Origin of the sequence: Erwinia oleae (assembly GCF_000770305.1) — a bacterium.
Classification (GTDB): Bacteria; Pseudomonadota; Gammaproteobacteria; order Enterobacterales; family Enterobacteriaceae; genus Erwinia; species Erwinia oleae.
In genome coordinates, this window is the sequence record NZ_JNVB01000024.1 from 1 (window position 1) to 15,496 (window position 15,496).

The 15,496-nt window shown below is 54.0% G+C and carries 20 protein-coding genes; 15 read left to right on the plus strand and 5 right to left on the minus strand.

Annotated elements, in window-relative coordinates:
* From flgA to flgN, 3 genes are all read left to right on the plus strand, one after another.
* Positions 1-242 (plus strand): flagellar basal body P-ring formation chaperone FlgA (gene flgA, locus GS12_RS09600; protein ID WP_034946337.1); only part of this gene is annotated, 242 nt, incomplete at its 5' end.
* Positions 243-343: 101 nt separating this feature from the next.
* Entirely contained in the window at positions 344-640 is a 297-nt protein-coding gene (flgM, locus tag GS12_RS09605; protein WP_034946340.1) for a flagellar biosynthesis anti-sigma factor FlgM, read from the plus strand.
* Between the two features lie 4 nt (positions 641-644).
* Positions 645-1,076: a flagellar export chaperone FlgN gene (gene flgN, locus GS12_RS09610; RefSeq protein ID WP_034914051.1), complete on the plus strand. Its 432-nt coding sequence runs from the start codon at positions 645-647 to the stop codon at positions 1,074-1,076.
* Between the two features lie 37 nt (positions 1,077-1,113).
* Here the strand turns inward: flgN and murJ are convergent, their stop codons facing one another.
* The 3 genes from murJ to rimJ all read right to left on the minus strand — a co-directional run bounded on the left by murJ (position 1,114) and on the right by rimJ (position 4,277).
* Entirely contained in the window at positions 1,114-2,652 is a 1,539-nt protein-coding gene (gene murJ / locus GS12_RS09615) for a murein biosynthesis integral membrane protein MurJ (protein WP_034946342.1), read from the minus strand.
* A 114-nt stretch (positions 2,653-2,766) separates the two neighbouring features.
* Entirely contained in the window at positions 2,767-3,690 is a 924-nt protein-coding gene (locus GS12_RS09620; protein ID WP_034946344.1) for a Gfo/Idh/MocA family protein, read from the minus strand.
* Positions 3,687-4,277, minus strand: a complete 591-nt coding sequence (rimJ, locus tag GS12_RS09625) for a ribosomal protein S5-alanine N-acetyltransferase (protein WP_034914043.1) — start codon at positions 4,275-4,277, stop codon at positions 3,687-3,689. The genes GS12_RS09620 and rimJ overlap by 4 nt, the downstream gene beginning before the upstream one ends.
* Before the next feature lie 266 nt (positions 4,278-4,543).
* Between rimJ and grxB the strand changes: the two genes are divergently transcribed.
* The 9 genes from grxB (at position 4,544) to GS12_RS09670 (ending at position 11,095) form a co-directional block, all read left to right on the plus strand.
* Complete coding sequence (gene grxB / locus GS12_RS09630; RefSeq protein ID WP_034946347.1) at positions 4,544-5,191, plus strand: glutaredoxin 2; 648 nt, start codon at positions 4,544-4,546, stop codon at positions 5,189-5,191.
* A 144-nt stretch (positions 5,192-5,335) separates the two neighbouring features.
* Positions 5,336-5,902 (plus strand): lipoprotein, encoded by a 567-nt coding sequence (locus GS12_RS09635; protein WP_034946349.1) that lies wholly within the window; start codon positions 5,336-5,338, stop codon positions 5,900-5,902.
* Positions 5,903-6,019: 117 nt separating this feature from the next.
* Entirely contained in the window at positions 6,020-7,069 is a 1,050-nt protein-coding gene (pyrC, locus tag GS12_RS09640) for a dihydroorotase (protein ID WP_034946351.1), read from the plus strand.
* Between the two features lie 82 nt (positions 7,070-7,151).
* The gene (gene dinI / locus GS12_RS09645; RefSeq protein WP_034946352.1) at positions 7,152-7,397 is read left to right on the plus strand and encodes a DNA damage-inducible protein I; all 246 of its coding nucleotides are present in this window, start codon (positions 7,152-7,154) and stop codon (positions 7,395-7,397) included.
* A gap of 127 nt (positions 7,398-7,524) precedes the next feature.
* A complete protein-coding gene (locus GS12_RS09650) occupies positions 7,525-7,794 on the plus strand; it encodes a hypothetical protein (protein WP_034914030.1) in 270 nt (89 codons plus the stop codon).
* A 225-nt stretch (positions 7,795-8,019) separates the two neighbouring features.
* Entirely contained in the window at positions 8,020-8,274 is a 255-nt protein-coding gene (gene bssS, locus GS12_RS09655; RefSeq protein ID WP_034914027.1) for a biofilm formation regulator BssS, read from the plus strand.
* Between the two features lie 104 nt (positions 8,275-8,378).
* Positions 8,379-9,491, plus strand: coding sequence for an N-methyl-L-tryptophan oxidase (gene solA, locus GS12_RS09660; RefSeq protein ID WP_034946354.1), 1,113 nt, complete (start codon positions 8,379-8,381; stop codon positions 9,489-9,491).
* Between the two features lie 455 nt (positions 9,492-9,946).
* Positions 9,947-10,501 carry a cytochrome b gene (locus GS12_RS09665; protein ID WP_034914022.1) on the plus strand — a complete coding sequence of 185 codons (555 nt, stop codon included), beginning with the start codon at positions 9,947-9,949 and terminating at the stop codon, positions 10,499-10,501.
* Positions 10,502-10,519: 18 nt separating this feature from the next.
* Positions 10,520-11,095, plus strand: a complete 576-nt coding sequence (locus GS12_RS09670; protein WP_034946356.1) for a YceI family protein — start codon at positions 10,520-10,522, stop codon at positions 11,093-11,095.
* 36 nt (positions 11,096-11,131) lie between these two features.
* Here GS12_RS09670 and trhO read toward each other — a convergent pair whose 3' ends face one another.
* Positions 11,132-12,184 carry an oxygen-dependent tRNA uridine(34) hydroxylase TrhO gene (gene trhO, locus GS12_RS09675; protein ID WP_034946472.1) on the minus strand — a complete coding sequence of 351 codons (1,053 nt, stop codon included), beginning with the start codon at positions 12,182-12,184 and terminating at the stop codon, positions 11,132-11,134.
* A gap of 190 nt (positions 12,185-12,374) precedes the next feature.
* Here trhO and GS12_RS09680 point away from each other — a divergent pair, with 190 nt between their 5' ends.
* From GS12_RS09680 to GS12_RS09690, 3 genes are all read left to right on the plus strand, one after another.
* Positions 12,375-13,469 carry an NADH:flavin oxidoreductase/NADH oxidase gene (locus GS12_RS09680; protein ID WP_034946357.1) on the plus strand — a complete coding sequence of 365 codons (1,095 nt, stop codon included), beginning with the start codon at positions 12,375-12,377 and terminating at the stop codon, positions 13,467-13,469.
* 148 nt (positions 13,470-13,617) lie between these two features.
* On the plus strand, positions 13,618-14,538 hold the full coding sequence (locus tag GS12_RS09685; RefSeq protein ID WP_034946360.1) for a Kdo(2)-lipid IV(A) acyltransferase: 921 nt from the start codon (positions 13,618-13,620) through the stop codon (positions 14,536-14,538).
* A 187-nt stretch (positions 14,539-14,725) separates the two neighbouring features.
* On the plus strand, positions 14,726-15,124 hold the full coding sequence (locus GS12_RS09690; RefSeq protein ID WP_034946363.1) for a MysB family protein: 399 nt from the start codon (positions 14,726-14,728) through the stop codon (positions 15,122-15,124).
* A gap of 45 nt (positions 15,125-15,169) precedes the next feature.
* Here GS12_RS09690 and GS12_RS09695 read toward each other — a convergent pair whose 3' ends face one another.
* Entirely contained in the window at positions 15,170-15,406 is a 237-nt protein-coding gene (locus tag GS12_RS09695; RefSeq protein WP_407637857.1) for a YceK/YidQ family lipoprotein, read from the minus strand.
* Positions 15,407-15,496: the final 90 nt, after the last annotated feature.

The following is a 15,496-nucleotide window of genomic DNA, read 5'->3' on the forward strand; positions in this document are numbered from 1 at the left end:
TCACCCTGCGCGATATTACGCCGGGCCAGCCGGTTACGCTGATGATGGTCAGGCAGCCGTGGCGGGTGAAAGCCGGACAAAACGTCGTTGTTACCGCCAGCGGAGAGGGCTTTAATATTTCCAGCGAGGGGCGCGCCATGAATAACGCGACCGCCACGCAGCCCGTGCGGGTAAGAATGAACTCAGGGCAGATTGTCAGCGGAAAAGTCGCCCCGGATGGGAATATTCTTATATCGCTATAACCGCCTAAAGATGACCCTGTTTCTGCCGATAGTCTAGGTAACTGATACATTACACTTAGCCCATCAGGTTAATTAAGAATCTGAGCAGACAGGAGCGAAACATGAGCATCGACAGAACTCAACCGACTAAACCAGCCAGCACCGTGCAACAGCGTGAAGTTAACGAAACGGCGGCACCAAAGGTTCGTCAGGTCGAGCAGAAGCGTACCGAGTCAGGCACGCAGGTCGTATTAAGCGGCGCACAGGCGCAGTTAACCAAATCAAGCGCGCAGGACATTAATACCGCGCGCGTTGAACAATTGAAAACCGCTATTCGTAACGGCGAACTGAAGATGGACACAGGCAAAATTGCCGATGCCCTGATTCAACAGGCAAAAGATTCTTTAGAAGGTAATTAATCCCATGGAAAAGCTGCTGACCGCGCTGAACAAAATGCTTGAAGTTCTTACCAGCCTGGCCGACGTAATGACGGCAGAGCAACAACAGCTCTCAGGCGGTCACATCAACAGCAGCTTATTGCAACGGATTACGGAAGATAAAAGCTCGCTGCTCGCCACGCTCAACTTTATTGAGCAGATGCGTCGCGATGCAGAAAAAGAGTCCGGCCTGTTTGCGCCTTACAGTCGCCAGCCGGATATGGCGCGCCGTTGGGCCGCGATTCAGGAGCAGACCGTTAAGCTGCGCGATACCAACCTGCACAACGGCCTGTTGCTTAATCATCAAATTGGCTTTACCGAACAGGCGCTTGCGGTGTTGAAACCTCATCAGACGCAAAAGTTCTATGGCCCGGATGGACAGGCCCGCTCAAGCAGCTTTATCAGCCGTAAAATTTAACCACGCCCCGGCCCTGTGCCGGGGTCGTTGTTTCATTTCAGACCACGGTGCGGCGCGCGTAGTCCCGCAGACGGAATCCGAGCAGCGCCAGCACCGCAAAATAGACGGCACCGCCGGCGGCGCAAACCCCTGCCAGGCGTAGCAGGCGCCAGGCCATATTGCCCGTGGCCCAGTCTGGCATTACCATCATCAGCCCTGCCAGCGTCGCAGCCATCGCCAGCACTGCCAGCAACAGACGGAAAAGAAAACTGTACCAGCCCGGCTGCGGCTGAAAAATTTTCTGCTTGCGCAACTGCCAGTAGAGCAATCCGGCATTGAGACAGGCCGCCAGACCGATCGACAGCGCCAGTCCGGCGTGTTTTAACGGCCCGATAAACGCCAGATTCATTAACTGCGTCATAATCAGACTGACGATAGCGATTTTTACCGGCGTTTTGATGTTCTGCCGCGAGTAGAATCCCGGCGCCAGCACCTTAACCACAATCAAGCCCATCAGGCCGACCGAATAGGCGACCAGCGCGCGCTGGGTCATCGCGGCGTCAAACGCGGTAAATTTCCCGTACTGAAACAGCGCCACGGTGAGCGGTTTAGCCAGAATGCCCAGCGCTACCGCGCTCGGCAACGCCAGCAGGAAACAGAGCCGCAGCCCCCAATCCATCAGTCGTGAATACTCATCGTGATTGCCACTGGAAAAGCTTTTTGCCAGCGACGGCAGAAGGATAGTGCCCAGCGCCACGCCCAGCACGCCGGAGGGAAACTCCATCAGGCGGTCCGCGTAGTACATCCACGACACGGAACCGGACACCAGGAACGACGCAAAAATCGTGTTGATAATCAGCGAGATCTGGCTGACGGAAACGCCGAGGATCGCCGGCCCCATCTGTCGCATCACCCGCCAGACGCCAGCGTCTTTCAGGTTCAGGCGCGGCAGCACCAGCATGCCGAGCTTCTTCAGATGCGGCAGCTGATAGCCTAATTGCAACACGCCGCCCGCCACCACGGCCCAGGCAAGCGCCAGCACCGGTGGATGAAAGTACGGCGCGGCAAACAGCGCGAAACCGATCATGCTGATATTCAGCAGGGTGGGCGCAAAGGCCGGGACGGAAAAACGGTTCCAGGTATTCAGAATGGCACCCGCCAGCGACGCCAGCGAGATCAGCAGAATATAGGGAAAGGTGATGCGCAGCAGCGAGGAAGTCAGGTTAAATTTATCAGCCGCGTCGGCAAAACCGGGCGCGGTGAGCATGATCACCCACGGCGCGGCCAGCATGCCCAACACGGTCACCACGGCCAGCACCAGCGTCAGCAGACCGGAAACGTAAGCAATGAAGATGCGTGTCGCCTCCTCGCCCTGCTGATTTTTATACTCCGCCAGAATCGGTACAAAGGCCTGTGAGAAAGCGCCTTCAGCAAAAATACGGCGCAGCAAATTCGGCAGTTTAAACGCGACAAAAAAAGCATCCGTCGCCATACCTGCGCCAAAAATGCGCGCCACAATAGCGTCACGAGCAAAACCGAGCACGCGCGAAAACAGCGTCATGGAGCTGACCGCTGCTAACGATTTTAACAGGTTCATGTTTTTCCTGAGTTATTGGACAGAGGCCGCGCGGCACGCAATGGCGGCGCGGTCAGAAAACGGCATAGTCTACTGATGCTGCGGCAAATAACCACAGACGTTTAGTGTTGCAGATTATTCACGGTCGGCGTCCCGCCAGAGTTTCTCCACAATGCGCTGCGCCAGCAGCGCCTGTTCTCCGCTGGTCTGCGGCATAGTCTGATTTTGCACGCAGGCGATAAAATGCTGCGCCGCACCGGCAAATCCGCGCTGTTCAAGCATGGTTTGCCAGCCGGGTACCGCCTCCACAATCAGTTGGTTGGCCTTTTCCTGCCGGAATTCGCGCATCTCATCCACATGTAACACGTTCCCGTCGGCGACAGCCATCACCGATTCGCGCTGCGTACCCGCCCGGCGGTGCATGCTGGTGGTGATCAGCGCGTCGTCCACGCGGAAATGGTGCTCAGCGTAGAGCATCTCTCCCGCCTCGGTGGTAGTCAGCGTGCCGCTTTGCAACACGCCGCGTCCGCCGCCCAGCCACAGCGCCGTATCAATAACATGCAGGTAATCATCCAGCAGCGTAAAGAAAAGATCGTGCGGGCCGACACTGTTGCTGCGGTGCTTATCCATCCGCAGCGATGCCAGGCCCGCAAGCTGCGCCTTTAACTGCACATAGCGCGGCGCGAAGCGACGATTAAAAGCCACCATCAGTTTGCGGCCACGCCGGTGCGCCAGTTCAACCAGCTGTTCTGCTTCGTGGAGCGTGGCGGCCAGCGGCTTATCGACGCAGACATCCACATCCCTTTGCAGCAGTTGCCTGACCACCTCAAAATGCGTTGCGGTCGAGGTATGAACGAAAACCGCATCGCTGGCGGCGGCCAGAGCGTCAAGGCTGCTGTGGAGCGGAAGACGGTAGCTGTCGCAAACAATTTTTGCTTTTTGCTGGTCAGGCGAAAATGCGCCAGCCAGCACCCAGTCAGCGCTTCGGGTTATTACGGGCAGCCAGGCCTTTTGCGCAATACCTCCCAGCCCGACCAGTCCAATACGAGGTTTCTTCATCCGCGTCGCTCCGGTGTCCACTCTCTGGCCGTCAGCGCGGTCAGCACATGATCCTGCCACTGACCGTCAATCAGCAGATAATCTTTAGCATAGCCCTCTTTTTCAAAACCCAGGCGCGCCAGAAGATTACCGCTGCGCTGATTGTGCGGCATATAATTCGCCATAATACGATGAATGCGCTGCTGGCGCTGCATGTAGCGGATCGCCGGCTGGAGCGCTTCAAACATCATTCCCTGCCCCTGCCACTTCTCGCCCAGCGAATAGCCAAGGTAGCAGGCGTGAAACGATCCGCGTACCACATTGCTGAAGTTTGCCACGCCGCGAATCTCGTTCTCTTCCGGGTCCATCGCCGCAAAGTAGTAAGCATTGCCCTGTTTGTGCATCTCCACGATCATGCCAAGCCGCGCCTGCCAGCCTGAAGCATAACAGTGGCTCTCATCGCGTACCGGCTCCCAGGGCTTGAGGAAGGCACGATTTTCAGCGTAGTAATCAGCCAGCCGCCAGGCATCGCGCTCGTGTACAAGCCGCACTACCAGCCGGTCAGTCGTCAGGCGCACTTTAGGCGCGGCGGAACGATAGCCAAACATTTTTTCTCCTGATCCGACGAACGAAGACGGTCGCAGATTTCGCACATCGCGCTGTTTCGGGTAACCATTTTACTATAACCGTCTGAACGCCAACGGGTAAAACGGTGAAACAAAAAAAGGGCGTTTAGCCGAGAAATAGTGTCTGTCGGCGTGGTTTTGAACGGCCGCAGACCATCCCCGCTTCGCTTTGCCCTCTTGCCAAATCTCTTCCATACTCACTTAACGTCTTAAAAAAACTGGAAGTTTATTGCTATGAGGAGGTGCTTTTGAAACTTTTTATCTATGATCACTGCCCGTTCTGCGTCAAAGCCCGCATGATTTTTGGCATGAAGAACGTGCCGATTGAACTGGTCGTTATGCTCAATGATGATGAAGAGACGCCGAAGAAACTGATTGGACAGAAAATCGCGCCGATCCTGATGAGGGAAGACGGCAGTTGCATGGCCGAGAGTCTGGATATCGTGAAATATATCGATAATAAAGACGGCGAACCGCTGCTGACCGGAAAAACAAACCCGGCAATCAGCGACTGGCTACGCCACATTAACGGTTATGTGAACAAGCTTTTGCTACCGCGTATCGCCACCGCCTCCTTTGCCGAATTCGCCACGCCGGAAGCGCGAACGTACTTTAAAGAGAAAAAAGAAGCGAATGCAGGCAGCTTCGATGAACTTCGTCAGCACGCTGACGGTTTTATCAAAAACGTTAACGACGATCTGCGCAAACTCGACAAGCTGATTGTTAAACCGAATGCGGTGAACGGCGAGCCGTCGCTGGACGATATCAATCTCTTCCCTGTCCTGCGCTCGTTGAGCCTGATAAGCGGTATTGATTATCCGACGCGCGTCGCCGAATACCGCGACAATCTTGCCAAACAAACGCAGGTCAACCTGCTTTCCTCTATTGCTTCCTGATTGTTTCAGGGCCGTTTTTGTGCGGCCCTGCTTCTATTTTCCCCGACGATCTTCTTTCTCCTGGTGACTCGCACGTCAATGTCGGGCAAGCTTATGCCGTGCGCCAGAAGGGTTGCTGGCGATTTTTACACCATGAGGATAACAATGAAAAAAGGTTTTCTGACGCCGTGCGTCATCGTGCTGACATTTTTACTGAGCGCCTGTAATCAGCTTACGCAGTACACCATCAGCGAACAGGAAGTGAACCAGGCGCTGCAAAAACATAATAATTATGAAAAGCAGCTCAGCGTCGCCGGTCTGGCGGATGCCAAGATCACCCTGACAGAACTCACCAGCCAGATTGGCCGTCAGGAGCCGGGCGTGGTCACGCTTTCCGGCAAGGCAAACGTTAATATCAGCTCGCTGTTTGGCCCGCAGCAGGCTGAGATGTTTCTGACCATGAAGGCGCAGCCGTTTTTTGATAAGCAGCAGGGCGCGGTTTTTCTGCAAGATATGACGTTGGTTGACGCCCGGGTGCAGCCGGAGAAAATGCAGGGCGTGCTGAAAACGCTGACGCCCTGGCTGAATCAGTCGCTGAAAGAGTATTTCAATCAGAAACCCGCTTATGTGCTGAGCACCGATCGCAGCAAAGCCGAGTCGCTGGCTAAGCGTTTTGCCAAAGGTCTGGAAGTGAAGCCCGGCGAGCTGGTGATCCCTTTTACGGCGGGTTAACGGCAGAACCAAAGCCATTTTTTTACGCCTCGCGGATAAAGCGGGTGCAATTAAATGGCTTTGTCCCTATGCTTGATACCCGGCCAAATCCCCTTTCACCTCAGCCGGAGCATCACGATGACAGCACAATCTCAGCAACTGACTATTCGCCGCCCTGACGACTGGCATATCCATCTGCGCGATGATGATATGCTCAGGACGGTGCTGCCATTTACCAGCGAGGTTTGCGGACGGGCTATTGTGATGCCGAATCTGGTGCCGCCGGTCACCAGCGTTGCCGCAGCGATAGCCTACCGGGATCGCATTCTCGCCGCGCTCCCGCCGGAGCACCGCTTTACGCCGCTGATGACCTGTTACCTGACCGACTCGCTGAACGCCGATGAGGTGGAAAAAGGCTTCAGTGAAGGCGTCTTTACCGCCGCCAAACTCTATCCGGCGCACGCCACCACCAACTCCAGCCACGGCGTCACCAATATTGCCGCCATTGCCGGCGTGCTTGAACGCATGCAGAAAATCGGCATGCCGCTGCTGGTTCACGGCGAGGTGACCGACGCGCATATCGATATTTTTGACCGGGAAGCGCGCTTCATTGAAACGGTGATGACCCCGCTACGCAGGCAGTTTCCTGAACTGAAAATTGTTTGCGAGCATATCACCACGCGCGAAGCCACAGAGTGGGTGCTGGCAGCAGACTCTCATGTTGCGGCGACCATTACCCCCCAGCATCTGATGTTCAATCGCAACCACATGCTGGTTGGCGGCGTACGCCCGCACCTCTACTGCCTGCCGATATTGAAACGCAACGTGCATCAGCAGGCGCTGCGGGAGGTGATCGCCAGCGGCAATCCACGCTTCTTTTCAGGAACGGACACCGCGCCGCATCTGCGTCATCGTAAAGAGGCCAGCTGCGGCTGCGCAGGCGTATTTAACGCACCGTCCGCGTTGCCTGCTTACGCAACGGTCTTTGAAGAGATGAATGCGTTACAGCATCTTGAAGCGTTCTGCTCTGAAAATGGCCCGCGCTTTTATGGCCTGCCGCTGAATGACGGGACCATTACGCTGGAGCGCAAGCCGTGGACGGTGCCGGAGCGTGTCATGCTCGGCGATGATGAGCTGGTGCCGTTCCTGGCGGGCGAAATGCTGAACTGGTCCGTATCAGCAAACTGAAACTTCTCAGCCATATCAGCAAAAAAGATTGCCTCTGGCCAATATACTGTATATATTCACAGTAAATTAACCGGAGGTTTTTATGCGTGTTGAAGTCACGGTAGCCAAAACAACGTCTTTACCTGCCGGCGCTATTGATGCGTTAACAGGTGAACTCAGCAAACGTATTAATAAACACTTTCCCGAATCAATGAACAGCGTATCCGTTCGCTATGCTGGCGCAAATAATCTGACGGTGATGGGTGGTGGCAAAGAGGCCAAAGACCGCATTACCGAGATCCTACAGGAAACCTGGGAGAGCGCAGACGACTGGTTCATCACCGGGTAACGCATTGTTGTCCTTGCCGGATTTCGCCGTCCGGCTTTTTTCCATCGCACTTTTCCTCGCCGAATTTATCCTGCCGTTGTAGACTGACTCAGTCAGACCCTTCCCTGCTTTACAATGAGGTGTTGCGATGGTGAATGAGAACCCCGAAGAGACAATGACCTTTGGTGAACTGCTAACGTTGATTGCCGATCAGCAACGCCGCCTGACTGCCCTGGAGAGCGCTTTTTCGGCCCTCTCATTCTGCCTTGATGAAAAAGCGAGCGGCTTATTGATTCAGAGTTTACGGCTTGAAGCGCAGAATCAGGATCGTGACGAAAATATGCAGCAGCATTTTGCTCGTCTTGCGGAACATTTAGAACAGCGTCTCGCTGTGGTGAATATTTCGCCTTCTCAGTAGCGTTAATACTTAACTTTTCCCGTTTCGTGTCGATATATATAAATAGTTCAGCGGGACTTTTCATAGCAGAGAGTTGAGAAAGCGCACTTAACTCTGTTAAAAATTTCGTTCTGCGCGAATGATGAAGCCTGTTATAATTAGCGTGTTCTAAAGAAAATAAGACCGCATTGAACCTCGATAAATCACTTCGTTGGCATTTTAACACGAGTTATAAAGGGGGTTATAATGGACAGAAATAAAGATGTTATCCAGACACATCCCCTGATTGGGTGGGATATCAGCACCGTCGACAGCTACGACGCCATGATGATCCGTCTACATTCGCCATCAGCTGATGAGCAGCAAACCGATGAGGCCGAAGTGGGCCAGACTTACTGGCTGACCACTGACGTAGCCAGACAATTTATCTCTATTCTTGAAGCCGGCATTGCAAAGATTGAAGCAACTGATTATCTGGATCGGGATTTCAAAAAGCATTGATTTTTATTTAGTTTATCTTAAAGGCACCTTTCGGGGTGCCTTTTTCATTGGCGCTGGATTTTGCTATCCTCAGCTGATTAATACAAAAACGGAGCCGGTGAGAGATGGTGTACGATCTGATTGTAGTGGGCAGCGGTTCAGTGGGCGCTGCCGCAGGGCTTTATGCCACGCGGGCTGGCTTAAAGGTGCTGATGATTGACCGTGGTCACCCCCCGCATCAGGACGGCAGCCACCACGGTGAAACCCGCATTATTCGCCACGCCTACGGCGAAGGGCCGCATTACGTCGCGATGTTACTTCGCGCCCAGCAGCTCTGGGACGAATTAGAAAAAGAGTGCGGCGAACAGCTGATGCACCGCTGCGGCGTGATTAACCTTGCCCCCGCCGCTTCAGCGTTTATCCGTAACGTACGCCAGAGCGCCAGCCAGTTTGCACTTGAAGCCGAAACGCTTAGCGGCGAAGACGTTACGCGTCGCTGGCCGGAAATCAGCGTGCCTTCAGGCTACACGGGCATTTTCGAACCCCGCTCGGGCTACCTGAAATCAGAGATCGCCATTCGCCAGATGATACGCCTGAGTAAAGAGGCAGGCTGTGCGCAACTGTTTAACTGCGGTGTTGATTCTCTCACCGAAGAGAGCGGATTGCAGGTTGTGAATACCGCTGATGGCGCTTATCGAAGCCGTAAACTGCTGCTCAGCGCTGGCACCTGGGTTAAAACGCTGATGCCTGAACTGCCGGTAACGCCGGTCAGAAAAGTGTTCGCCTGGCATCAGGCCGATGGCCGATACAGTGAAAATAACAGATTTCCCGCTTTCACCGTCGAAACCCCGGACGGATCGCACTTTTATGGATTTCCGGCAGATAATAACGCGCTTAAAATTGGCAGACATGATGGCGGCCAGCCAATAAATGCACCTGAAGAACGCAAGCCTTTTGGCGCAGTTGCCGCCGACGGCAGCGAACTTTTCTCATTTTTACGTCAATTTTTGCCCGGCGTGGGCGTTTGCCTGCGCGGCGCGGCTTGTACCTATGATAATACCGCGGACGAAGACTTTATTATTGATACGTTCGGCTCGCCGAACCGGCTTATTATTAGCGGACTGAGTGGTCACGGATTTAAATTCGCCACGGTTTTGGGTGAAATTGCCGCCGCGTTTGCGCAAGATAAAGAAAGCCCGTTTGACCTCTCGCCCTTTATGCTTTCCCGTTTACAATAATTGATCCGGCCTTGCTCCAGGCCGATCTTTTTCATGTTGAGAAGCGGCCTCAATATAATAAGCAGGCTAATAGCGTCATTTCTGCCGCTTTTTAATTGCGACGAGCGGATAATAGTTTTACGCGCGCTAAATTAATCTGCGCTGATTCACCGCCCGTCCGAATACATGCATATCTTTTATGCTTTACCGTAAACGTAAAATGACAGTGTGCTGACAAATCTTTTAACTACAATCAAAAAAATCGATAAAAATACGTCTTTTTTTGTAGTCACATTCCCTTTAAATGCATCAACATAGCCAATAAACGCAATTAACAAGCAAATTATGAGAAGTAAATTTGCATGCTCAATCAATTAATTTGAACATAAATAACTTTTATTGCACAACGTAATTTAGTTGTTGATTTTAAGTATCCGCTTGTCCATTCTTTTCAAAAAGACCACAGGGTTTTCAACATGCTGCTAAAAAACACAACCCGCCGCTACGGCCACATCAGCGTGCTGCTGCATTGGGGAATGGCGCTGTTTATCTATGGTATGTTTGCGCTCGGGCTGTGGATGGTCACGCTGGGTTATTACGATAGCTGGTATCATCCTGCGCCGGAACTGCATAAAAGCATCGGCATTACGCTGTTCGCCATTATGATTTTCAGAACCGTCTGGCGTTTTCTCTCACCGCCACCGAAACCCCTCAGCAGCTATTCCGCCCTGACGCGTGTCAGCGCGGTTACCGTACATATTTTGCTGTATGGCATCCTGTTTGCCCTGTTTATCAGTGGCTATCTGATTTCTACCGCCGACGGCCAGCCTGTTGAGGTCTTCGGCCTGTTTAGCGTTCCTGCCACCTTTCAGGGGCTGGCCGAGCAGGCGGACGTGGCGGGCGAGGTTCATTTGTGGCTGGCGTGGAGCGTGGTGATCCTCTCCGTATTGCACGGTCTGGCCGCACTAAAGCACCACTTTATCGATCGTGACGTAACATTAAAACGGATGCTGGGTAGCCGCATCGATTAATCTCTAAGGGAGAAGACCATGTTTAAAAAAAGCCTGTTAAGCATTACCGCCGCCGCGATGTTGATGAGCGCCGGTGCCGCCTCCGCAGCGGATTATAAAATCGATAAACAGGGACAGCATGCCTTTGTGCAGTTCCGCATTCAGCACCTCGGCTATAGCTGGATTTACGGCTCGTTTAAAGACTTCGACGGTAATTTTACCTTTGACGAGGCCGATCCCGCCAAAGATAAAGTTAACGTCACCATTAATACCAACAGTATTGATACCAACCATGCCGAACGCGATAAGCACCTGCGCAGCGCCGAATTCCTGAACGTTGCTAAATTTCCGAAAGCCACCTTTGTTTCAACAGGCGTGAAAAAGGACGGCGACGAACTGGATATCACCGGTAACCTGACGCTGAATGGCGTGACCAAAGCGGTGACGCTGGAAGCGAAAAAACTGGGGGAAGGTAAAGATCCGTGGGGCGGCTACCGTGCAGGCTTTGAGGCAGAAGGAAAATTTGCCCTGAAGGACTTCAATATCACCACCGATCTCGGGCCGGCCTCGCAGAGCGTGGAGCTGATTATTTCACTTGAAGGCGTCCGCCAGTAAGCTACAACAAGGCCGATATCATCGGCCTTGTTTACTTTACCTGTCCGGCTCAGGAATTTTGAGGGTCATATTCAGCAGGCCGCGCGACTTGTTGAATACTTTATTGCCGTTTTCTCGTCCGGCGCGGCGGGCACGCTGCTCTTCCGGCGAAAGCGCCAGCTCCTCCATGCACAGCGGACTGCAACAGTGCTGATATTTCTCTGCACAGTCAGGACACTGTATGAACAGCAGATGGCAACCGTCGTTTTTACAATTCACATGGGTATCGCAGACCGCGCCACACTGATGGCAATGGGCAATCACGTCGTCGGAGATGCGCTCGCCCATCCGCTCGTCAAAGACAAAGTTTTTGCCCTTGAAACGCACCGGCAATCCCTGCTCCCGGGCGCGTCGCGCGTACTCAATAATGCCGCCCTCAACGTGATAAACATTGCTAAAACCGTTATGTCGCATCCAGGCGCTGGCCTTTTCACAGCGAATACCGCCGGTGCAGTACATTACGATTTTTTTGTCCCGTTTTTCCTGCAACATCTCAACGGCCATCGGCAGCTGATCGCGGAAGGTATCAGCCGGGATCTCCATCGCGTTTTCAAAATGGCCTACTTCGTACTCGTAGTGATTACGCATATCCACAAACACCGCATCGGGATCGTCGAGCATCGCATTGACGTCGCCTGCTTTCAGGTAAGCGCCCACGTCGCTGGCATCGAAACGCTCGTCGGTAATGCCATCGGCCACGATGCGATCGCGGACTTTTAAACGCAGCACCCAGAAGGATTTACCATCGTCATCCAGCGCGATATTCATTCGCAGCGCGTTGAGCGCCGGATGAAAACCATACAGCATCGACTTCATTGCCTCATACTGGCTGGCCGGCACGCTGATCTGCGCATTGATGCCTTCGCTGGCAATATAGATGCGGCCAAAGACTTTCAGGGCCGTCATCGCCACATAGAGCGCATCGCGAAAGGCTTTGGGATCGTCAATGGTGAAATATTTATAAAAAGAGACCGTCGTGCGCGGCTCGGTTTCGGCCAGCATGCGCGCTTTCAGCTCTTCATTGGAAACAAGGTTATGTAACACTGGCATGGTGTTTTTTCCTGCGTTTTTGAGAAGAATTTTGCGGCGGCTATGATACCCGATCCCATGAAAAATCAAACCGTCCTGATAAAAAGAATCTTTTCCGTCGAATTGAAAGCATAACCGGATCATCACGCCGGCAATTAGCGCCTATAGTTTCCCTGTTAATGAAATAAACGATCGCTACGGAGAACGCTGTATGAGTCACCTTTTCAACCCGATTACGCTGGGCAAGTTACACCTCGAGAACCGCATTGTCATCGCACCCATGTGTCAGTACTCCGCCGAGCAGGGCCGGGCGACCGCATGGCATCGCATTCATCTGGGTCATCTGGCGCTTTCCGGAGCAGGTCTGCTGATTATTGAAGCCGCCGCTGTTGAAGCGCAGGGACGGATCACGCCGCAGGATTTGGGCATCTGGAATGACGACACCGAACAGGCGCTGGCCGACGTGCTGAAAGACGTGCGCAGCTATTCCGCAATGCCGATTGGCATTCAGCTTGCGCACGCCGGGCGTAAAGCGTCCACCGACGTACCGTGGCGCGGCGGTGGTTTTCTGCAACCCGAACAGGGCGGCTGGCAGACCTCCGCACCTTCTGCCCTGCCCTTCAATGAGTCTGACGGCACGCCGCAGGCCCTGACGCTTGCGCGTATTGAGGAGATCAAACAAGCCTTCATTGACGCCGCGATCCGTGCCGACAGGCTGGGGCTGGATCTGATTGAGGTGCACGCGGCGCATGGCTATCTGCTGCATCAGTTCCTCTCACCGCTCGCAAATAAGCGCGATGACCAGTATGGCGGTTCGCTGGAGAACCGCATGCGCCTGACGCTGGAGGTGTTCCGTGAAGTACGCCGCGTGACGCCAGCCGACAAGCCGGTGGGCGTGCGCATTTCCGCCACGGACTGGGTTGAAGGCGGGTGGGATATTGCACAATCCATTGCGCTCAGCCAGGCGCTGGGTAAAGAAGGATGCAGCTATATCCACGTCTCAAGCGGCGGCCTCTCTCCTGCGCAGCAGATCGCCGTTGGCCCGAATTATCAGGTGCCCTTCGCCGCTGCGATCAAAGACGCCGTGGACATTCCGGTTATCGCCGTTGGCCTGATCACCGACGCGGAACAGGCGGAAACGCTGCTGGCGAACCAGCAAGCCGATATGGTGGCGTTGGCGCGCGGCATGCTCTACGATCCGCGCTGGCCGTGGCACGCCGCCGCCAAACTTGGCGAGAAAGTGCGCGCGCCGGAACAATACTGGCGCAGCGAACCGCACGAAGTAAAAGGTCTTTTTAAATCATAAGATGTCACCGTCCCGTCTGCCGGGGCGGTAAAATATGCTATCGATTCGGCAGCATGTTTCAGTTCATCCCCAAAAAATGGCACAATAAGCGATAATTCATACTTAGCGGGCAGCATAATGGTGCCCCTTTTTTTCGATCTGGAAACTCATGACTCAGCTTCCTCAATTCACCCGTGCGTTGCTGCATCCACGTTATTGGTTTACCTGGTTGGGCATCGGCGCGCTCTATCTGCTGGTGCTGCTGCCCTATCCCGTGCTTTATCACCTTGGCTGCGGACTTGGTCGTCTTTCAATGCGTTTTTTGCGACGCCGGCTGGAGGTGACGCAACGGAACCTCGAACTCTGCTTTCCCGATATGCCCGCCGCAGAGCGGGAAGCAATGGTCATGCGAAATTTTGAGTCCGTGGGAATGGGGCTGATTGAAACAGGCATGGCCTGGTTCTGGCCGGACTGGCGCATCAAAAAATGGTTTCACGTGAGCGGTCTGGAGCACATTGAGAAAGCGCGCACCGACAGCAAAGGCGTATTGCTGATTGGCATGCACTTTCTGACGCTCGAACTGGGCGCGCGTATTTTCGGCATCCACAATCCGGGAATTGGCGTTTACCGGCCAAACGATAACGCGCTGCTGGACTGGCTGCAAACGTGGGGCCGTATGCGCTCCAATAAGAGCATGCTCGATCGCAAAGACCTGAAAGGCATGATCCGCGCCCTGAAAAACGGCGACATCATCTGGTACGCGCCCGACCATGATTATGGCCCGAAAAGCAGCGTCTTCGTGCCTTTTTTCGCGGTGGACAAGGCGGCGTCAACCAAAGGTAGCTACCTGCTGATCCGCAGCGGCCAGCCAGCGGTGATCCCATTTGTCCCGCGCCGTCTGCCCCACGGTAAAGGCTATGAAATGGTTATTCTGCCGGAAGAGCAGGCGATGCCCGTTGACGATGAATCCGCCACCGCCGCGCGTATGAATAAAGTGGTTGAAAACGGAGTGCTGATGGCCCCTGAACAGTACATGTGGCTCCACCGCCGCTTCAAAACCCGCCCGCCCGGCGAACCCCCTCTCTATTAGTTGTATCAGCGGCAGCGCGTCTGCCGTATGCTCCTCCTCCTTTATACAAACAGCGCTGATTTCAGGTACTTAATTGGTTGATAAACAGGCTAAAAACCAGCAGATATTTTTTAGCCTTCGTGCTTTCTACCCGGATATCTTCGACTATCCTTTCTAAAAACCTGCAAAAACTTTTATGGAGAACGCGATGAGCATGTTTGCAACGCTGGAAGAGGCTATCGACGCCGCACGTGAAGAGTATCTGGCGGCTAATCCGGAGCTGAATGAAGAGGACGCATCGATCAGCCAGTTCAATCTGCAAAAGTACGTCATGCAGGATGGCGACATCATGTGGCAGGCTGAATTCTTTACCGATGAAGGCGACGAGGGCGAGTGCCTGTCGCTGCGCAGCGGTGAGGCGGCACAGGCGATTTTTGACGGCGACTTTGATGAAATCGAGCTTCGTCAGGAGTGGCAGCCGGAAAATACGCTGCATGAGTGGGACGAAGGCGAATTCCAGCTTGAACCGCCCGCAGACAGCGAAGAGGGCGCGGCGGCGGCGGAAGAGTGGGAAGATGACAATACCGATTCCGATCGCTGGGCGTAATTGCTAATCCCGATATCTGACCAAACGCACGCTTCTTCGGGTGCGTTATTCATAAGGGCCGTGATGCGCATCTACCGGCAGCAGTAGCGTATCCACCACCATCGACAGCGGTAGATCGATAATCGTCAGGAAACGCCACGGCGTATCGCGAATATCCCACTGTACGCCCGGATAGAACTGATTTCCGTGCCCCTGCCCTGGAACCGTGCGGCTGATAATACTACCGCAGCCAGTCAGCACCACCAGCGACGCCGACAGCGCTAATCCACATAGTATCCTCATTATCATTACGACTCCGTTACTGAGAAAAATGTCATCTTAGCGCATCGCTGTGCAGGCAATCGGACGAAAAGAGGTTATCCCGTGCCCGCC